19 protein-coding genes are annotated in these 17,972 nt (G+C 69.3%); 17 read left to right on the plus strand and 2 right to left on the minus strand.

Annotated features, from left to right (window positions below):
* Nucleotides 1-193: 193 nt before the first annotated feature.
* A complete protein-coding gene (locus DTA22_RS20785; protein WP_037237836.1) occupies nt 194-400 on the minus strand; it encodes a hypothetical protein in 207 nt (68 codons plus the stop codon).
* A gap of 249 nt (nt 401-649) precedes the next feature.
* Between DTA22_RS20785 and fmt the strand changes: the two genes are divergently transcribed.
* The 3 genes from fmt to DTA22_RS20800 all read left to right on the plus strand — a co-directional run bounded on the left by fmt (nt 650) and on the right by DTA22_RS20800 (nt 3,984).
* Nucleotides 650-1,573, plus strand: a complete 924-nt coding sequence (gene fmt, locus DTA22_RS20790; RefSeq protein ID WP_037237849.1) for a methionyl-tRNA formyltransferase — start codon at nt 650-652, stop codon at nt 1,571-1,573.
* Nucleotides 1,570-2,997, plus strand: coding sequence for an RsmB/NOP family class I SAM-dependent RNA methyltransferase (locus DTA22_RS20795; protein WP_112300757.1), 1,428 nt, complete (start codon nt 1,570-1,572; stop codon nt 2,995-2,997). The genes fmt and DTA22_RS20795 overlap by 4 nt, the downstream gene beginning before the upstream one ends.
* Before the next feature lie 129 nt (nt 2,998-3,126).
* Entirely contained in the window at nt 3,127-3,984 is an 858-nt protein-coding gene (locus DTA22_RS20800) for a mycofactocin-coupled SDR family oxidoreductase (RefSeq protein ID WP_037237832.1), read from the plus strand.
* Between the two features lie 61 nt (nt 3,985-4,045).
* Here DTA22_RS20800 and DTA22_RS20805 read toward each other — a convergent pair whose 3' ends face one another.
* Nucleotides 4,046-4,384: an MmcQ/YjbR family DNA-binding protein gene (locus DTA22_RS20805; protein ID WP_037237830.1), complete on the minus strand. Its 339-nt coding sequence runs from the start codon at nt 4,382-4,384 to the stop codon at nt 4,046-4,048.
* Nucleotides 4,385-4,442: 58 nt separating this feature from the next.
* Between DTA22_RS20805 and rpe the strand changes: the two genes are divergently transcribed.
* The 14 genes from rpe (at nt 4,443) to secG (ending at nt 17,932) form a co-directional block, all read left to right on the plus strand.
* The gene (rpe, locus tag DTA22_RS20810; RefSeq protein ID WP_037237828.1) at nt 4,443-5,126 is read left to right on the plus strand and encodes a ribulose-phosphate 3-epimerase; all 684 of its coding nucleotides are present in this window, start codon (nt 4,443-4,445) and stop codon (nt 5,124-5,126) included.
* Nucleotides 5,127-5,155: 29 nt separating this feature from the next.
* Nucleotides 5,156-6,208: a bifunctional diaminohydroxyphosphoribosylaminopyrimidine deaminase/5-amino-6-(5-phosphoribosylamino)uracil reductase RibD gene (gene ribD, locus DTA22_RS20815; protein WP_037237826.1), complete on the plus strand. Its 1,053-nt coding sequence runs from the start codon at nt 5,156-5,158 to the stop codon at nt 6,206-6,208.
* Nucleotides 6,209-6,219: 11 nt separating this feature from the next.
* On the plus strand, nt 6,220-6,828 hold the full coding sequence (locus tag DTA22_RS20820) for a riboflavin synthase (RefSeq protein ID WP_005241761.1): 609 nt from the start codon (nt 6,220-6,222) through the stop codon (nt 6,826-6,828).
* Nucleotides 6,829-6,908: 80 nt separating this feature from the next.
* Nucleotides 6,909-8,162, plus strand: coding sequence for a bifunctional 3,4-dihydroxy-2-butanone-4-phosphate synthase/GTP cyclohydrolase II (locus tag DTA22_RS20825; protein ID WP_009480441.1), 1,254 nt, complete (start codon nt 6,909-6,911; stop codon nt 8,160-8,162).
* The gene (ribH, locus tag DTA22_RS20830) at nt 8,159-8,650 is read left to right on the plus strand and encodes a 6,7-dimethyl-8-ribityllumazine synthase (RefSeq protein ID WP_005241766.1); all 492 of its coding nucleotides are present in this window, start codon (nt 8,159-8,161) and stop codon (nt 8,648-8,650) included. Before DTA22_RS20825 ends, ribH begins: the two co-directional genes overlap by 4 nt.
* A 13-nt stretch (nt 8,651-8,663) precedes the next feature.
* The gene (locus tag DTA22_RS20835; RefSeq protein WP_112300758.1) at nt 8,664-9,116 is read left to right on the plus strand and encodes a PH domain-containing protein; all 453 of its coding nucleotides are present in this window, start codon (nt 8,664-8,666) and stop codon (nt 9,114-9,116) included.
* A gap of 68 nt (nt 9,117-9,184) precedes the next feature.
* A complete protein-coding gene (uvrC, locus tag DTA22_RS20840) occupies nt 9,185-11,368 on the plus strand; it encodes an excinuclease ABC subunit UvrC (RefSeq protein ID WP_037237820.1) in 2,184 nt (727 codons plus the stop codon).
* Nucleotides 11,369-11,412: 44 nt separating this feature from the next.
* The gene (gene rapZ, locus DTA22_RS20845; protein WP_043943921.1) at nt 11,413-12,279 is read left to right on the plus strand and encodes an RNase adapter RapZ; all 867 of its coding nucleotides are present in this window, start codon (nt 11,413-11,415) and stop codon (nt 12,277-12,279) included.
* Nucleotides 12,276-13,301: a gluconeogenesis factor YvcK family protein gene (locus DTA22_RS20850; RefSeq protein ID WP_005241779.1), complete on the plus strand. Its 1,026-nt coding sequence runs from the start codon at nt 12,276-12,278 to the stop codon at nt 13,299-13,301. Before rapZ ends, DTA22_RS20850 begins: the two co-directional genes overlap by 4 nt.
* A complete protein-coding gene (gene whiA / locus DTA22_RS20855) occupies nt 13,292-14,275 on the plus strand; it encodes a DNA-binding protein WhiA (RefSeq protein WP_037237817.1) in 984 nt (327 codons plus the stop codon). Before DTA22_RS20850 ends, whiA begins: the two co-directional genes overlap by 10 nt.
* Before the next feature lie 260 nt (nt 14,276-14,535).
* Nucleotides 14,536-15,555: a type I glyceraldehyde-3-phosphate dehydrogenase gene (gene gap / locus DTA22_RS20860; protein ID WP_005241784.1), complete on the plus strand. Its 1,020-nt coding sequence runs from the start codon at nt 14,536-14,538 to the stop codon at nt 15,553-15,555.
* A 17-nt stretch (nt 15,556-15,572) separates the two neighbouring features.
* A complete protein-coding gene (locus tag DTA22_RS20865; RefSeq protein WP_112300759.1) occupies nt 15,573-16,784 on the plus strand; it encodes a phosphoglycerate kinase in 1,212 nt (403 codons plus the stop codon).
* A gap of 3 nt (nt 16,785-16,787) precedes the next feature.
* A complete protein-coding gene (gene tpiA / locus DTA22_RS20870; RefSeq protein ID WP_037237815.1) occupies nt 16,788-17,573 on the plus strand; it encodes a triose-phosphate isomerase in 786 nt (261 codons plus the stop codon).
* Between the two features lie 125 nt (nt 17,574-17,698).
* Nucleotides 17,699-17,932 (plus strand): preprotein translocase subunit SecG, encoded by a 234-nt coding sequence (gene secG / locus DTA22_RS20875; RefSeq protein WP_005241788.1) that lies wholly within the window; start codon nt 17,699-17,701, stop codon nt 17,930-17,932.
* Nucleotides 17,933-17,972: the final 40 nt, after the last annotated feature.

Below are 17,972 nucleotides of genomic sequence, written 5' to 3' on the forward strand. Positions count from 1 at the left end.
GGCGCCCTACGATCCGTTCGCGCTCGACCTCGTCCGAGCGGCGCTCGACCCCGACGCGACACCGCTGGCTCGGTGCGAGTTCGTCCCGGTCGGCGCCGGCATTCCCCAGGTGATCCTGGACAGCAACCGGTAGCCCGGCACATGAAGCGGGGAGCCGTGCACCCGCACGGCTCCCCGCTTCTGCGTGTGTGTGCTACTCCGCCAGTCTCGCGACGGCCTGCGCCCACAGGAAGTACTTGTTGGTGCCGAGGTCCTTGACGGTCTTGATGTTGAACGCGGCCGCGAGGTGTTCGGCGTCGGAATCGCTCACGCCCTGCAGGGCGGCGACGGGGGCACTGGCCAGTTCCTCGACGGGCTTCGTCTCGTATGCCTTGTCGAACTTGCTCTCAATTCCTGCCATCGTGACCTCCAGAGGTTCGAAAACGGGACACCGGCCCGACCGTTCGCGCCGGCCTCAGAACAGTCAATACCCGTCCGCCGTTGCTGTGTGCGGTTCTGCGGAATCGATTCGCCGACTGTTCGCCGAGTGTTATGGCCCGGGTTCGACTCCCTAGACTGGTCGGCACATCGTCGATCAAAGGGGAGCTTTCTTCGTGAGTATCGTTTCGGCCCGCGCAGCGGTCCACCGTCCGTCGTGTGGGTCGCCGACGTGCGCATAGTCTTCGCCGGAACCCCCGAGCCCGCCGTTCCCTCACTCGAACGTCTGATCCGTTCGCCGCGCCACGACGTCGTGGCGGTGATCACCCGCCCGGACGCGGTCGCAGGCCGCGGACGCAAGGTCGTCCGCTCGCCGATCGGTGCACTCGCCGATTCCCACGGCATCGAGGTGCTGACTCCCGAGCGGCCCTCGGAACCGGAATTCCTGGCGCGTCTCGCCGACCTCGCCCCCGAGTGCGCGCCGGTCGTCGCCTACGGGGCCCTGCTGCCGCAGAAGGTCCTCGACATCCCGGCCCACGGCTGGGTGAACCTGCACTTCTCCCTGTTGCCGGCGTGGCGCGGGGCCGCCCCCGTGCAGGCCGCGATCGGCGCGGGCGACGACATGACCGGTGCGAGCGCGTTCCGGCTCGAGGCGGGAATGGACACCGGGCCGGTCTACGGGGTGGTCACCGAGAGGATCCGCGACACCGATACCGCCGGGGATCTCCTCGGACGCCTGGCCGACAGTGGCGCGGTCCTCCTGGAGTCGGTTCTCGACGGGATCGAGGACGGCGCGATCACCGCGGTCCCGCAGTCGGCCGAGGGGGTGTCCCACGCCCCCAAGGTGACCGTCGAGGCGGCCCGGATCCGTTGGGACAGAACAGCTGCCGTGGTGGACCGGCACGTCCGGTCGGTGACCCCCGCGCCCGGCGCCTGGACCACGATCGGTGATCTGCGCGTCAAGGTCGGCCCGGTCACTCCGACGGAGGAGCGACTGGAGCCGGGGGAGATCTCCGTGACCAAAGCCGGATTCCTGATCGGCACGTCCACGGTGGCGGTGCGGCTCGACCGCATCCAGCCGCAGGGCAAGAAACAGATGGCCGCCCTGGACTGGGCGCGAGGCGCACGACTCGACGCGGAGGTACGGGCACAGTGAGCGAATCCAGAAGGCCCGCACGTCGCGGCCAGTCCGGCTCGGGGGCCCGCAACAACCGTCCCCGTCAGGCCCGCCGGCCCGACGCGTCGCAGTCCGGTCTCGACCAGCCGCGGCTCGCCGCGCGGGACGTGCTGCGCGCCGTCCGGGAACGCGATGCCTACGCCAATCTGGTGCTGCCCGGACTGCTGCGTGAGCGGCGCCTGGACGGACGCGACGCGGCCCTCGCGACGGAACTGGCCTACGGAGCCGCCCGCGCCCGGGGGCTCCTCGACGCCGTGATCGCCGACTGCGCGGGCAGGCCGATCGCCGAGATCGACGGACCGCTGCTCGACGTCCTCCAGCTGGGCGCCTACCAGCTGCTGCGCACCCGCGTCGCGCCGCACGCGGCCGTCGCCACCTCGGTCGATCTCGTGCGCGCGGAGGCCGGTCCGGGAAAGGCGGGCTTCGTCAACGCCGTGCTGCGCCGGGTGTCGGAACGGTCCGAGGCGGAATGGGTGGAGCGCCTGGCTCCCGCCGATCCGGTGGGGCGGCTGGCGTTCGAGCACGCGCATCCCACCTGGATCGCCCAGGTGTTCGCCGACGCGCTCGGTGCCGACGCCGGGGAGCTCGAGGACGTCCTCATCGCCGACGACGCCCGGCCTGTGGTGCACCTCGTCGCCCGGCCGGGGGAGATCTCGTCGGAGGAACTCGCGCTCGCCACCGGCGGTGAGGTGGGGCGGTACTCGCCGTACGCGGTCTATCTCGACGGCGGTGATCCCGGGCTGCTCGACGCCGTCCGCGAGGGGCTCGCCGGAGTGCAGGACGAGGGCAGTCAGCTCGTCGCCCGGGCGCTCTCCCTGGCACCGCTGGACGGGCCGGACACCGGCCGCTGGCTCGACCTCTGCGCCGGCCCGGGTGGCAAGGCTGCCCTGCTGGGCGCCCTCGCCGGAATCGAGGGCGGACGCCTCGACGCCGTGGAGCCGGTGGAGCATCGCGCGGATCTGATCCGGAAGACGACCAAGGAACTTCCCGTGGACGTGCACGTCGCCGACGGGCGCGATCCCGGGCTGGACGGCGGGTACGACCGCATCCTGGTCGACGCGCCGTGTACGGGACTGGGTGCGCTGCGCCGACGTCCGGAGGCGCGGTGGCGCCGCCAGCCGTCGGATGTGGCGGGTCTCGCGAAACTGCAGCGGGAACTCCTCGCGTCGGCCGTCGAGCTGGTCCGTCCGGGTGGTGTGATCCTCTACGCGACGTGTTCGCCGCATCTGTCCGAGACGGTGGCCGTGGTCGCGGATGCGGTGCGCCGCTACGGGCTCACGGCGCTCGACACGCGTGAGCTCGTTCCCGGTGTGCCGGGTCTGGGAGACGGTCCGAGCGTCCAGCTCTGGCCGCATCGGCACGGTACCGACGCGATGTTCATGGCCGCGTTGCGCAAGCCGTAGGACGGTCGCCTCCCCGCTACCTGGACATCTGCCCGACTCTCGGTAGAACCTGTTTCACTTTTGTGTGAAACGTGTTCTAATTCTTCTCGCGACAGAGACGTACGTCACGAAGCGAGTGGAGGACTTCAGATGAATCGGGTAGCGGGGAAGGTCGTTCTGATCACCGGAGCGGCGCGGGGGCAGGGTCGTAGTCATGCAGTGCATCTCGCCGACGAGGGCGCCGACATCATCGCCTTCGACCTCTGCGAGGACATCGCATCCAACGAATACCCGCTGGCGACCGACGCCGATCTCGCGGAGACGGGACGGCTCGTCGAGAAGGCGGGGCGCCGGGTCGTCACCGCCAAGGTGGACGTGCGCGACCGCGCGGCCCTGCAGCGCGAACTCGACGCCGCGGTCGCGACGCTGGGCCGGCTGGACGTCGTGGTCGCCAATGCCGGGATCGCGCCTCTCGGGAACGACGTGCCCGTCGAGGGATTCGTCGATGCGTTCGACGTCGACTTCGTCGGAGTGATCAACACCATCCACTCGGCCCTTCCGCACCTGGACGCCGGTGCGTCGATCATCGCGACGGGATCGGTGGCCGGGCTGGTCCCGCAGACGGGCCTGAACGGTCAGCAGGCCCTGCAGGGGCCGGGCGGCGACGGCTACGGTCTCGCCAAGAAGATGCTGTGGACGTACACCAACTCGCTCGCGCTCACCCTGGGCCCGAAGTCCATCCGCGTCAACGCGATCCACCCCACGAACTGCAACACGGACATGCTGCAGAGCCCGCCGATGTTCCGCACGTTCCGCCCCGACCTGGAGAACCCGACCGCCGAGGACGCGAAAGTCACGTTCCCGTTCATGCAGGCGATGCCCACCCCGTGGGTCGAGCCCGAGGACATCTCGCACGCGGTGGTGTTCCTGTCGTCCGACGAGTCCCGGTTCGTCACCGGTCAGCAACTCCGGGTCGATGCGGGGGCGGGCCTCAAGCTCGGCGTCTGACGCCGATCCGATGAGGGTCCGGGCCGGTGTGCGGGCGCCGCCCGGGCCCTCGCCTTTCTCGTCAAATCTGATCGAACTGCTTGCGCAGCTTCGCCGGTGCCTTGATCCGCCAGGCGTCCTGCAGCAACTCGGTCAGCTGCGTGACGTCGACGTTCTCGAGGTCGACGAGGATCGAACCGTGACCGTCGTAGTGCGGAGTGGTGTAGAACGGCGCGCCCTGGGCCAGCAGGGCCGCCTTCTCGTCGAGGTCGCACATCACCACCAGGCCCCCGTCCGACTCGGCCCGTAACCGGGCGAGCAGCTTGCCCGCGACCTTCAGTGCCGGAGTGCGATACGAGGTGCTCTCCTGCACCTGCGGCAGGGACGCACCGATCGCCACGACGTCCGTCCAGGTCGGCATGAGCCCAGTATGGACCGCGGGATCCGGCCCCGGCACGCGTACGACTAAACTGCGGCGCGTGGCAACCCCGATGATCGCACCGTCCATTCTGTCTGCCGATTTCGCGCGTCTCGCCGAGGAGGCGGCCGCGGTCGCCGGTGCCGACTGGCTGCATGTCGACGTGATGGACGCTCATTTCGTGCCGAACCTGACGCTCGGCCTTCCTGTTGTGCAGAGCCTGCTCGCGGCGACGGACATCCCGCTCGACTGCCATCTCATGATCGACGACCCCGGTCGCTGGGCGCCGCCCTACGCGGAGGCGGGCGCGCACAACGTCACGTTCCACGCGGAGGCGACCGACGACCCCCGATCCGTGGCACGCGACATCCGCGCCGCCGGGGCCAAGGCCGGCCTCAGCGTCAAGCCCGGCACGCCGATCGAGCCGTACCTCGAGATCCTGAAGGACTTCGACACCCTTCTCGTCATGAGCGTCGAGCCCGGCTTCGGTGGTCAGTCGTTCATCCCGGAGGTGCTGTCGAAGGCGAAGGCCGTCCGCCGTCTCGTCGACTCCGGTGAGCTGCGGCTGGTCGTGGAGATCGACGGCGGCATCAACGCCGACACCGTCGAGGCCGCCGCCGAGGCGGGCGTCGACTGCTTCGTCGCCGGGTCCGCCGTCTACGGCACGAGCGATCCCGCGGAGGCCGTGCGCGCCCTGCGCGCCAGCGCCGCCACGGCGTCGCCGCACCTGAGCCTGTCGCGGTAACGGCGCTCCGGCACATCGTGAACTCCCACGTGCGGCACGAGAATTCGGCTGCGGACCTCGACGCCGCGATGCAGATCGCCATCGGCGCCGCGGAGTCGGCGCGCGGGTTCACCAGCCCCAATCCGGCGGTCGGCGCGGTGGTCCTCGATTCCGCGGGGCGCATCGCCGGTGTCGGGATGACGCAGCCTCCCGGCGGTCCGCACGCGGAGGTCGTCGCACTGCGGGAGGCGGGGGACGCCGCCCGCGGCGGCACCGCCGTCGTCACGCTGGAACCGTGCAACCACCACGGGCGGACCGGGCCGTGTTCGCAGGCGCTCCTCGATGCCGGCGTGGTCGCGGTGCACTATGCGGTGGGCGATCCGAACCCCGAGGCCGCCGGCGGCGCGGAAACCCTCGTCTCGGCCGGTGTCGAGGTGACGTCCGGGCTGCGGGCCCAGGACGTCGAACGCGGGCCGCTCCGGGCCTGGCTGCACCGGCAGCGCACCGGACGGCCGCACGTGACGTGGAAATACGCTGCCACCCTGGACGGGCGCAGCGCCGCCGCCGACGGCACCAGCCAGTGGATCACCGGTCCCGAGGCCCGGGAACGCGTCCACGCCGACCGGGCGAAACTCGACGCGATCGTGGTCGGCACGGGGACGGTGCTCGCCGACGACCCGCGGCTGACCGCCCGGATGCCCGACGGATCGCTCGCGGCGCACCAGCCGGTGCGCGTCGTCGTCGGACTCGGCGACATCCCGGCGGACGCCCGGGTCCTCGACGACTCCGCGCCCACCCTGCTGTTGCGCACACGCGACGTGGACGAGGTCCTCGCCGCTCTCGCCGAGTACACCGATGTGCTGCTCGAGGGCGGGCCCCGGCTGGCGGGCGCGTTCCTCGCCGCGGGCCGGGTCGACCGCATCCAGGCGTACCTCGCCCCGCTGGTCCTCGGCGCCGGCACGTCCGCGGTCACGGAGGCGGGTGTGCACACGATCGGCGGTGCGCTGCGGTTCCGTCACGAGTCGGTCGAAACAATCGGCCCCGATTTGTTGTTGAGTCTGGTTCCAGCAGTGTCCGATAACCCTGACAGTCACCGAACGTAGGAGAAGCCACAGTGTTCACCGGGATCGTCGAAGAGTTGGGTGAGGTCGTCGCCAAGGAGGAACTGGCCGACGCCGCACGGTTCACCGTCCGTGGTCCGGTCGTGACTTCCGACGCGTCGCACGGGGATTCGATCGCGGTGAACGGGGTGTGCCTGACCGTCGTGGAGGTGTTGGCCGACGGTTCCTTCACGGCCGATGTCATGCAGGAGACGCTGAACCGGTCGAGCCTGCAGAAGATCGACGTGGGCAGCCGCGTCAACCTCGAGCGGGCCGCCGCCCTGAACAGCCGCCTCGGCGGCCACCTCGTCCAGGGTCACGTGGACGGCACCGGGCACATCATCAGCCGCAGCCCGTCCGAGAACTGGGAGGTCGTGCGCATCGCGCTGCCCGACGCGATCTCCCGGTACGTCGTGGAGAAGGGCTCGATCACCGTCGACGGTGTGTCGCTGACGGTCTCGGCCCTCGGTGGTGAACGTGGCGAGGAATACTTCGAGATTTCACTCATCCCGACCACGCTGCAATTGACCACGCTCGGGGCGGCGTCCGTCGGGACGCCCGTCAACCTCGAGGTCGACGTGATTGCGAAGTATGTGGAGCGGCTGCAAGCGGCCGGCCGCTGAGTCGTACTGTTGAGGAGCATCCCACGGATGCATCCGTTGTATTCGAAGATGCCTAAGTCAAGACTTTGGAGACCGAGCACGTGACCAGGTTCGACAGTATCGAGCGCGCCGTTGCGGACATCGCCGCAGGCAAGGCAGTCGTCGTCGTCGACGACGAAGACCGCGAGAACGAGGGAGACCTCATCTTCGCCGCGGAGAAAGCCACCCCCGAGTTGGTTGCCTTCATGGTTCGATACACGTCCGGCTATCTCTGTGTGCCGCTCGACGGCGCCGACTGCGACCGCCTCGGCCTGCCTCCGATGTACGCCACCAACCAGGACAAGCACGGCACCGCGTACACCGTGACCGTCGACGCCCGCGAGGGCATCGGCACCGGCATCTCCGCGTCCGACCGCGCCGCCACCATGCGGTTGCTGGCCGACCCGTCCAGCGGCGCCCAGGACTTCACCCGGCCCGGCCACGTCGTGCCGCTGCGCGCCAAGGAGGGCGGCGTGCTGCGCCGTCCCGGCCACACCGAGGCCGCCGTCGACCTCGCCCGGATGGCCGACCTGCGGCCGGCGGGTGTGATCTGCGAGATCGTCAGCCAGAAGGACGAGGGCCACATGGCCCAGACCGACGAGCTGCGGGTCTTCGCCGACGACCACAACCTCGCCCTGATCTCCATCGCCGACCTCATCGCGTGGCGCCGCAAGCACGAGAAGCACGTGGAGCGGGTCGCGTCCGCGCGCATCCCCACCCGGCACGGCGAGTTCACGGCCGTCGGCTACCGGAGCATCTACGACGACGTCGAGCACGTGGCCCTGGTCCGCGGCGACCTGCCCGGCCCCGACGGCGACGGCAGTGACGTGCTCGTGCGCGTGCACTCCGAATGCCTCACCGGCGACGTGTTCGGTTCGCTGCGCTGCGACTGCGGGCCCCAGCTCGACGCCGCCCTGGACATGGTCGCGCAGGAGGGCCGCGGTGTGGTCCTCTACATGCGCGGACACGAGGGCCGGGGCATCGGCCTCATGCACAAACTGCAGGCCTACCAGCTGCAGGACGCGGGTTCGGACACCGTCGACGCCAACCTCGAGCTCGGCCTGCCCGCCGACGCCCGCGACTACGGCATCGGCGCGCAGATTCTGGTGGATCTGGGTATCTCCTCGATGCGCCTGCTCACCAACAACCCGGCCAAGCGGGTCGGTCTCGACGGGTACGGACTGCAGATCACCGAGCGGGTGTCGATGCCGCTGCGGGCGAACGCAGAGAACCTGACGTACCTGCGCACGAAGCGTGACCGCATGGGCCACGACCTGATCGGGCTCGACGACTTCGAAGCGGGAGAAATGCTGTGAGTGGTGAGGGACTGCCGGAGCTGCAACTCGGCGAGGCGGGCGACCTCCGGCTCGCCATCGTCGCCGGCAGCTGGCACGCCGAGATCTCCGAGGCGCTGATCGCCGGCGCGCAGCGGGTGGCGGCCGAGGCGAACGTGAAGAACGTCACGCTGGTCCGGGTCGCCGGTGCCATCGAGCTTCCGGTGGTGGCGCAGGCCCTGGCCCGCACGCACGACGCCGTCGTCGCGCTCGGTGTCGTGATCCGCGGCGGGACCCCGCACTTCGAATATGTCTGCGACGCGGTGACGGCCGGTCTGACCCGGGTCTCGCTGGACGAGAGCACCCCGGTCGGAAACGGTGTGCTCACCACGGACACCGAGCAGCAGGCCGTCGACCGCAGTGGCCTGCCCGGCTCGGTCGAGGACAAGGGCGGTCAGGCGTGCGCGGCCGCGCTCGACACCGCTGTCACGCTGGCACGACTGCGCCGCGCCGAGGAGTCCTTCGTATGATCCGGCTCCAGTCATGACCACTCCGCAATCCGAGTGGACACTCGTCGCGACGCCGCGCAAGTCGCGGCGATACGCGATCGGTGTGGCGACCTTACTCGTCGTCGTGCATGTGACGTTCGCAATCCTGCTGCGCGGCGATTCGACGGGTGTGTACTTCCGCCTCGCCGACCAGCTGGCATTCGCGGGCATCGGCTGCCTCCTCGCGGCAGCGGTCCTGCTGCTGACTCGGCCCAGGGTGCGGGTCGGGCCCCGCGGCATCGCCGTGCGCAACGTCCTCGGGGAGCGCATCGTCGAATGGGACCTGTACGAGGGCTTGTCCTTCCCCGACGGCGCGGCGTGGGCCCGGATCGAGCTACCCGACGACGAATACCTGGCCGTGATGGCCATCCAGTCGAACGATCGCGAATACGCCGTGGACGCCGTCGACCGCTTCCGCGCGCTCGCGTCGGAGTACGCACCGTCCTAACCCGGGGGTCGGCCCTCCGCGACGTCGCGGATGCGGGGTTGGTCGGTGGCGCCGACTAACGTGGAGGGGTGCCCGATCCTTCGACATATCGCCCCGCGACCGGAACTGTTCCGGTCGATCCGGGGGTGTACAAGTTCCGCGATCCGCACGGCCGGGTCATCTATGTCGGGAAGGCGAAGAGTCTTCGATCACGGCTGAATTCCTATTTCGCCGACGTCTCGACGCTGCACCCGCGCACCCGCCAGATGGTGACCACGGCCGGCAGCGTCGAGTGGACCGTGGTGAGCACCGAGGTCGAGGCTCTCCAGCTCGAGTACAACTGGATCAAGGAATTCGATCCCCGGTTCAACGTCCGCTACCGCGACGACAAGACGTACCCGGTTCTCGCGGTCACCCTGAACGAGGAATACCCCCGGCTGTTCGTCTACCGCGGGCCCCGGCGCAAGGGTGTCCGCTACTTCGGTCCCTACTCGCACGCGTGGGCCATCCGCGAAACCCTCGACCTGCTGCTGCGGGTGTTCCCCGCCCGCACCTGCTCGGCCGGGGTGTTCAAGCGTCACAACCAGATCGGCCGTCCCTGCCTGCTCGGCTACATCGACAAGTGCTCCGCGCCGTGCGTCGGACGCGTGTCCGCGGCCGAACACCGCAAGATCGTCGAGGACTTCTGCGACTTCCTGTCGGGACGCACCGACAAGCTGGTCCGGCAGCTCGAGGCCAGGATGCAGGAGGCGTCGGAAGAACTCGACTTCGAGACGGCGGCGCGGCTGCGCGACGACGTGGGCGCGTTGCGGCGAGCGCTCGAGAAGCAGGCCGTCGTGCTCGGTGACGGCACCGACGCCGACGTCGCCGCGTTCGCGACCGACGAGCTCGAGGCCGCGGTCCAGGTCTTCCACGTCCGGGGTGGCCGCGTGCGCGGTCAGCGCGGCTGGGTGGTCGAGAAGGCCGGCGACGTCATCGACTGGGCCAGCGTCGATTCCGAGGCGGGATCGGACCTGCCGCTGCTCGTGGAGCAGTTCCTCACCCAGTTCTACGGTGAGCAGGCGGCGCTGTCGGGCGCGACCGACCAGGAGGCCGGCACCAGCGGCGTGCCGCGGGAGGTCCTGGTGCCCGTGCTGCCGCCCGACGCCGAACAGGTGCAGGAGTGGCTCAGCGGTCTCCGCGGATCCGCGGTCCGCCTCCGCGTGCCGCAGCGCGGCGACAAGAAGGCTCTCGCCGAGACCGTGCAGCGGAACGCGATGGAGGCATTGCAGCAGCACAAGCTGCGCCGCGCCGGCGACTTCACGTCGCGGTCGGCGGCCCTGCAGGGCATCCAGGAGGCCCTCGACCTGGACTCGGCGCCCCTGCGCATCGAATGCGTCGACATCAGTCATGTGCAGGGCACCGACGTGGTGGCCTCCCTCGTCGTCTTCGAGGACGGCCTTCCCCGTAAGTCCGACTACCGCCACTACGCGATCAAGGAGGCCGCGGGCGACGGTCGCTCCGACGACGTCGCCAGCATCGCCGAGGTCACCCGGCGGCGGTTCCTCCGGCACAACCGTGACGTCGGGGTGCTGCGCGCCGAAGCGGCCGGGGCGGACGCAGACCAGGTGTCGGGCGGGGACGGCGGCGACCTCGCCCCGGAGGCGGCGATCGACCCGCAGACCGGCCGGCCGCGGCGGTTCGCGTACCCACCGAATCTGTTCGTCGTGGACGGCGGGGCCCCGCAGGTGGCCGCGGCCTCGGCGGTGCTCGACGAACTGGGCATCACCGACGTCGCGGTGATCGGGCTGGCCAAGCGGCTCGAGGAGGTGTGGGTGCCGGGGGAGGAGGACCCGGTGATCCTCCCGCGCACGAGCGAGTCGCTGTACCTCCTGCAGCGGGTGCGCGACGAGGCCCACCGCTTCGCGATCACGTTCCACCGCAGCAAGCGGTCCCGCCGGATGACGGCATCCGCACTCGACTCCGTCCGCGGGCTCGGTGAGACCCGGCGCAAGGCCCTGGTGACGCATTTCGGTTCCGTCGCCCGACTCAAGCAGGCCTCCGTCGAGGAGATCACCGCGGTCCCCGGCATCGGAACGGCCACGGCGAAAGCGGTACTCACCGCTCTCGGGGCGGAGGAACCGTCTGCGGACGTCGCGGGAGTGGGGGATGATGAACCAGATCGGAACGGGCCGGGCACGGCAGATCAGAACGGCGCGGATCTTCCCCGCGAACCGGTAGCACAGCACGGCCAGGCAGCACAGAGCGCTTCGCAACGGACAGGTGTCGAGTGAACGAGCAGCACGCGCAGAGCGACCGTCCACCCACGGTTCGGCCGATGGACTTCCTTCTCGTCACCGGGCTCTCCGGGGCGGGGCTGCAGACGGCGGCGAAGGTCCTCGAGGACCTCGGGTGGTACGTCGCGGACAACCTTCCCCCGGAACTGATTTCCCGGATGGTGGATCTGAGCCTGGAATCCGATTCGCGGCTCGAGCGGCTCGCCGTCGTCATCGACGTGCGCAGCCGGTTGTTCACCGGCGACCTCGGCTGGGTCCTCACCGAACTGGAAAGCAAACCCGTGCACACACGGGTGCTGTACCTCGACGCGTCGGACGAGGTCCTGGTGCGCCGTTTCGAACAGGTACGCCGCAGCCACCCGCTGTCGGGGGGAGGCGCCGAGGGCACCTTGTCGGAGGGCATCGCCGCCGAGCGCGATCAGCTCGCGAAGGTGAAGGCCGCCGCGGATCTGGTGATCGACACGTCGTCCCTCGCCGCGCACCAGTTGCGGCAGAAGATCGAGGACGCGTTCGGCGACGCCGAGAACCGGACCATGCAAGTAACAGTCCAGTCGTTCGGTTTCAAGTACGGTCTTCCGATGGACGCCGATCTCGTCTGCGACGTCCGCTTCCTGCCCAACCCGCACTGGATACCCGAGTTGCGTCCGCACACCGGGCAGAGTGCGGACGTGCGGGACTACGTGTTGTCGCAGGACGGTGCCGAGGACTATCTCGCCACCTATCACCACCTGCTGGATCTGACGATCGCGGGATATCGTCGGGAGGGGAAGCGCTACATGACCATCGCGGTGGGGTGCACCGGAGGGAAACATCGGAGTGTCGCGATGTCGGAGGCCTTGGCGAGCCGACTCGGAAAGGACTCCGGGCTGAACGTGCGTGTCGTCCATCGTGATCTGGGGCGCGAATGAGGCCGGTGCACCAGCCGCCTGCGATCGTCGCGCTCGGCGGCGGCCACGGACTGTTCGCCACTCTCAGTGCCGCGCGCCGGCTCAGCCGTGACGTCACGGCGGTCGTGACCGTCGCGGACGACGGCGGATCCTCGGGACGGCTGCGCGCCGAACTGGGTGTCATCCCGCCGGGGGATCTGCGGATGGCGCTCGCCGCACTCGCCGCGGACGACCCCGAGGTGCAGGACTGGACGGACACCATCCAGCACCGCTTCGGCGGAATCGGCGCCCTCGCCGGCCACTCGGTGGGCAATCTCATCCTGGCCGGCCTCACCGAGGTGCTCGGCGACCCCGTCGCCGCGCTGGACGAACTCGCCCGGTTGCTGCGGATCAACGGGCGGGTGCTACCGATGTCGCCGATCGCCCTGGACATCGAGGCTGACGTGCAGGGCCTCGAGGCGGACCCGCGGGTCAGCCGCTGCATCCGCGGTCAGGTCGCGGTCGCGACCACGCCCGGCAAGGTGCGCCGCGTGCGTCTGCTGCCGGCGAATCCGCCCGCGTGCCCGGACGCGGTCCGGGCGATCGACGTGGCAGACATGGTCGTCCTCGGTCCGGGGTCGTGGTTCTCCAGCGTCATCCCGCACGTCCTCGTGCCGGAACTCCTCGACACGCTGATCGCCACCGCCGCGCGGAAGGTGCTGGTGCTCAACCTGGCTCCGGAGCCGGGCGAGACGGCAGGATTCTCCACCGAGCGTCATCTGCACGTACTGTCCCAACACGCACCCGAACTCACCGTCGACTTCGTCGTGGTCGATTCGGGTTCGGTGCCACCGGGTCGCGAGCGCGAGCACCTCGCCCGCGCCGCCGGACAGTTCCAGGCACGCGTCGTGTACGCCGACGTGTCGGAGCACGGCACCCACACGCACCATGCAGGAAAACTTGCGTCCGTTCTCGAACAGCTCTGGAGCGACCCCGACGCGGGGTCTCGGGGGAGCGAAGTGGCCGAGACACCAGAGGAAAGGGAGAGCGCTTCGTGGCAATGACAGCAGAGGTCAAAGACGAACTCAGTCGTCTCGTCATCACTCATGTGAGTTGCCGGAAGGCCGAGGTCTCGTCGCTGCTGCGGTTCGCCGGGGGATTGCACATCGTCGGCGGCCGGGTAGTGGTCGAGGCGGAAGTGGACCTGGGGTCCACGGCCCGCCGGTTGCGCCGCGAGATCTTCGACCTGTTCACCTACAGCGCCGACGTCCACGTCCTCAGTGCGGGCGGGCTGCGCAAGTCGTCCCGGTACATCGTGCGGGTCGCGAAGGAGGGCGAGGCTCTCGCCCGCCAGACCGGTCTCCTGGACCTGCGGGGACGCCCCGTGCGCGGGCTTCCCGCGCAGGTGGTCGGTGGCAGCGTCGCCGACGCGGAGGCCGCGTGGCGCGGCGCGTTCCTGGCACACGGTTCGCTGACCGAGCCGGGGCGATCGTCCGCGCTCGAGGTCAGCTGCCCCGGCCCGGAGGCGGCGCTCGCCCTCGTCGGGGCGGCGCGCAGGCTGGGCATCTCCGCGAAGGCCCGCGAGGTCCGCGGCACCGACCGGGTGGTGATCCGTGACGGCGAGGCCATCGGCGCACTGCTCACCCGGATGGGGGCCCAGGACACCCGCCTCGTGTGGGAGGAACGCCGCATGCGCCGGGAGGTCCGTGCCACCGCCAACCGGCTCGCCAACTTCGACGACGCCAACCTGCGCCGGTCCGCGCGGGCGGCCGTCGCGGCCGCTGCCCGCGTCGAACGGGCCCTCGACATCCTGGGTGACGAGGTTCCCGACCATCTGGCGGCGGCCGGTCACCTCCGGGTGGAGCACCGGCAGGCGTCCCTGGAGGAACTCGGCCAGCTCGCCGACCCGCCGATGACGAAGGACGCCGTGGCCGGCCGCATCCGGCGGTTGCTGTCCATGGCAGACCGCAAGGCCAAGGAAACCGGCATCCCCGACACCGAGTCGGCCGTCACCGCAGACCTTCTCGACGACGCCTGACCGTCGCCGGCAGTCGCCGCCCGCCACTCCCACTCCCCGGACGAACGGGACGCTCGTTGCGTCAGATCGAACGAGCGTCCCGTTCGTCCGGGTCGGGGCGGCCGGAAAGGTGCCCGGAGGTGACTGCGCGCGCGAGTGGCATGCGCACTAGGGTAAGAGCCACATCGACCGATGAACCCTCGCGCCGACCACCGTCGGTGGTGTCGTAGCGGCGCGGGAGCAGAGCTGCACAACCAGAATCATGCGCAAAGGAGCAGATTGTGACTGTCCGGGTAGGCGTAAACGGTTTCGGCCGTATCGGGCGTAACTTCTTCAGGGCGGTGGATGCGCAGAAGGCGCTCGGAACCACCGACATCGAGATTGTGGCGGTCAACGACCTCACGGACAACGCTACGCTGGCGCATCTCCTGAAGTACGACTCCATCTTGGGTCGTCTCCCGCACGACGTCTCGCTCGAAGGTGAAGACACCATCGTCGTCGGAAACCAGAAGATCAAGGCACTCGCCATCAAGGAAGGCCCCGCGGCGCTTCCCTGGGGTGACCTGGGCGTCGACGTCGTCGTCGAGTCCACCGGAATCTTCACCGACGCAGCCAAGGCGAAGGGCCACCTCGAGGCCGGCGCCAAGAAGGTCATCATCTCCGCCCCGGCCAAGGGCGAGGACATCACCATCGTGATGGGCGTCAACGACGACAAGTATGACGGCAGCCAGAACATCATCTCCAACGCCTCGTGCACCACCAACTGCCTCGGCCCCATCGCCAAGGTGCTCGACGACGAGTTCGGCATCGTCAAGGGCCTCATGACCACGGTCCACGCCTACACCCAGGACCAGAACCTGCAGGACGGCCCGCACAGCGACCTGCGTCGCGCCCGCGCCGCCGCCCTGAACGTGGTCCCCACCGGCACCGGTGCCGCCAAGGCCATCGGCCTGGTCCTCCCGCAGCTGCTCGGCAAGCTGGACGGCTACGCGCTGCGTGTCCCGATCCCCACGGGCTCGGTGACCGACCTCACCGCGAACCTGAAGAAGTCGGCCAGCGTCGAGGACATCAACGCCGCGATGAAGGCCGCCGCCGAGGGACCGCTCAAGGGCATCCTGAAGTACACGGACGCCCCGATCGTGTCGTCCGACATCGTCACCGACCCGCACAGCTCGATCTTCGACTCCGGCCTCACCAAGGTCATCGACGATCAGGCCAAGATCGTGTCCTGGTACGACAACGAGTGGGGTTACTCCAACCGTCTGGCCGACCTCATCGGTCTCGTCGCCAAGTCTCTCTGAGCGAAGGTCCGGTAACAGTGGCAGTACAGACTCTCGACGATTTGCTGAACGCTGGGGTCGAGGGGCGCGCCGTGCTGGTGCGCTCCGACCTCAACGTTCCGCTCGACGGTGACCGGATCACCGATCCCGGGCGCATCATCGCTTCCGCGCCGACGCTGAAGGCGTTGGCGGAGGCGGGCGCCAAGGTCATCGTCACCGCCCATCTGGGTCGCCCCAAGGGCGAGCCCGACCCGCAGTACTCCCTCGCACCGGTGGCGGTGAAGCTCGCCGAGGTGCTGGGACGCAACGTCCAGCTCGCCGGCGACGTCGTCGGGCAGGACGCTCTGGCACGGGCCGAGGGGCTCACGGACGGCGACGTTCTCCTGCTGGAGAACATCCGCTTCGATCCGCGGGAGACCAGCAAGGACGAGGCCGAGCGGACGAAGCTCGCCAAGGCCCTGGTCGAACTCGTCGGCGACGACGGCGCGTTCGTGTCCGACGGGTTCGGTGTCGTGCACCGCGCGCAGGCGTCGGTGTACGAGGTGGCCAAGCTGCTCCCGCATTACGCGGGCACGCTCGTCGAAGCCGAGATCAAGGTGCTCGGCAAGCTCACCGAGGAGCCCGAGCGGCCGTACGCGGTCGTGCTCGGTGGGTCGAAGGTGTCGGACAAGCTCGCGGTGATCGAGGCGCTGGCCCCCAAGGTCGACACCCTCGTCATCGGTGGCGGCATGTACTACACGTTCCTGGCGGCGCAGGGCGTCTCGGTCGGCGACTCGCTGTGCGAGGAGTCGATGATCGACACGTGCAAGGCGCTGCTCGAGCAGTACGCCGACGTGATCCACATCCCGCAGGACGTGGTCATCGCCGATTCGTTCTCGGCCGACGCCGAGTCGAAGATCGTCTCGGTACTCGAGATTCCGGACGGCTGGATGGGTCTCGACATCGGACCGCAGTCGGTTCGCCGGTTCGCCGCGATCCTGACCAGCGCGAAGACCGTGTTCTGGAACGGCCCGATGGGCGTGTTCGAGTTCGAGAAGTTCGCCGCGGGCACCAAGGGTGTCGCCGAGGCGATCATCGAGGCCACCGGGAAGGGCGCGTACAGCGTCGTCGGTGGCGGTGACTCCGCCGCGGCGGTGCGCCAGCTCGGTCTGCCCGAGGACGGGTTCTCGCACATCTCCACCGGTGGCGGCGCCTCCCTCGAGTACCTCGAGGGCAAGGAACTCCCCGGCATCGCAGTTCTGGAGGGCTGAGGCATGGCACGGAAGCCGCTGATCGCCGGCAACTGGAAGATGAATCTGAACCACCTCGAGGCCATCGCGCTGGTTCAGAAGATCGCCTTCTCGCTCCCGGCGAAGTACTTCGACAAGGTCGACGTGACGGTGATCCCGCCGTTCACCGACATCCGCAGCGTGCAGACCCTCGTCGAGGGCGACAAGCTCCTGCTCACCTACGGTGCGCAGGACGTGTCGGCCCAGGATTCGGGTGCGTACACCGGTGAGATCAGCGGCTCCATGCTGGCCAAGCTGGGCTGCACGTTCGTCGTCGTCGGGCACTCGGAGCGCCGGACCCTGCACTGCGAGGACAACGACACCGTGCTGGCCAAGACCAAGGCCGCGCTGAAGAACGGGATCACCCCGATCGTCTGCATCGGTGAGGGTCTCGACGTGCGCGAGGCCGGCGAGCACGTGTCCTACAACGTCGAACAGTTGCGGGGCTCGCTCGCCGGACTGTCCGCCGAGGACATCGCCAAGGTCGTCATCGCGTACGAGCCGGTGTGGGCCATCGGAACCGGTCGCGTGGCCAGTGCCGCGGACGCGCAGGAAGTGTGCGCCGCGATCCGCGCCACGCTCGGTGAGCTCGCCTCGCCGGACGTCGCGTCCGGTGTCCGCGTTCTCTACGGCGGTAGCGTCAACGCCAAGAACGTCGGCGAGATCGTCGGTCAGACCGATGTGGACGGCGCCCTGGTGGGCGGCGCCTCACTGAAGGCCGACGAGTTCGCCACCCTGTCGGCGATCGCCGCGGGCGGACCTCTGCCGTAAGGCGCCTTCGGCGCCCGTGCGCCTTTCCGGCAGCGCTAGGTACCGGAAAGGCGCACGGGCGCGGAGCGCCTGTAGGGTGTACGAGGTCGTTGTTGTTCCTACTGGATGGGTGGACGTAGACAGACATGGAACTGTTTCTGGATATCTTGCTGGTGGTCACCAGCTTGCTGCTGATTCTGCTGGTGCTGCTGCACCGCGGTAAGGGCGGCGGTCTGTCCAGCCTGTTCGGCGGTGGCGTCCAGTCGAGCCTGTCCGGTTCCACCGTGGTCGAGAAGAACCTCGACCGGCTCACCGTCTTCACCGGCCTGATCTGGTTGATCGCCATCATCGGCATCGGCCTGGAGATCAAGTTCGGCTGATCGGCTTCATCATGCAGACGGGCCGTCACCGGTCGATACT

The organism is Rhodococcus wratislaviensis (assembly GCF_900455735.1).
GTDB classification, from domain to species: domain Bacteria; phylum Actinomycetota; class Actinomycetes; order Mycobacteriales; family Mycobacteriaceae; genus Rhodococcus_F; species Rhodococcus_F wratislaviensis.

What these genes read in the sequence shown, in the direction of transcription:
- DTA22_RS20785 (WP_037237836.1), bottom strand. Translation starts at nt 400, where the DNA reads ATGGCAGGAATTGAGAGCAAGTTCGACAAGGCATACGAGACGAAGCCC.
- DTA22_RS20800 (WP_037237832.1), top strand. Translation starts at nt 3,127, where the DNA reads ATGAATCGGGTAGCGGGGAAGGTCGTTCTGATCACCGGAGCGGCGCGG.
- secG (WP_005241788.1), top strand. Translation starts at nt 17,699, where the DNA reads ATGGAACTGTTTCTGGATATCTTGCTGGTGGTCACCAGCTTGCTGCTG.
- tpiA (WP_037237815.1), top strand. Translation starts at nt 16,788, where the DNA reads ATGGCACGGAAGCCGCTGATCGCCGGCAACTGGAAGATGAATCTGAAC.
- DTA22_RS20850 (WP_005241779.1), top strand. Translation starts at nt 12,276, where the DNA reads ATGAGGCCGGTGCACCAGCCGCCTGCGATCGTCGCGCTCGGCGGCGGC.
- DTA22_RS20805 (WP_037237830.1), bottom strand. Translation starts at nt 4,384, where the DNA reads ATGCCGACCTGGACGGACGTCGTGGCGATCGGTGCGTCCCTGCCGCAG.
- rapZ (WP_043943921.1), top strand. Translation starts at nt 11,413, where the DNA reads ATGGACTTCCTTCTCGTCACCGGGCTCTCCGGGGCGGGGCTGCAGACG.
- DTA22_RS20835 (WP_112300758.1), top strand. Translation starts at nt 8,664, where the DNA reads ATGACCACTCCGCAATCCGAGTGGACACTCGTCGCGACGCCGCGCAAG.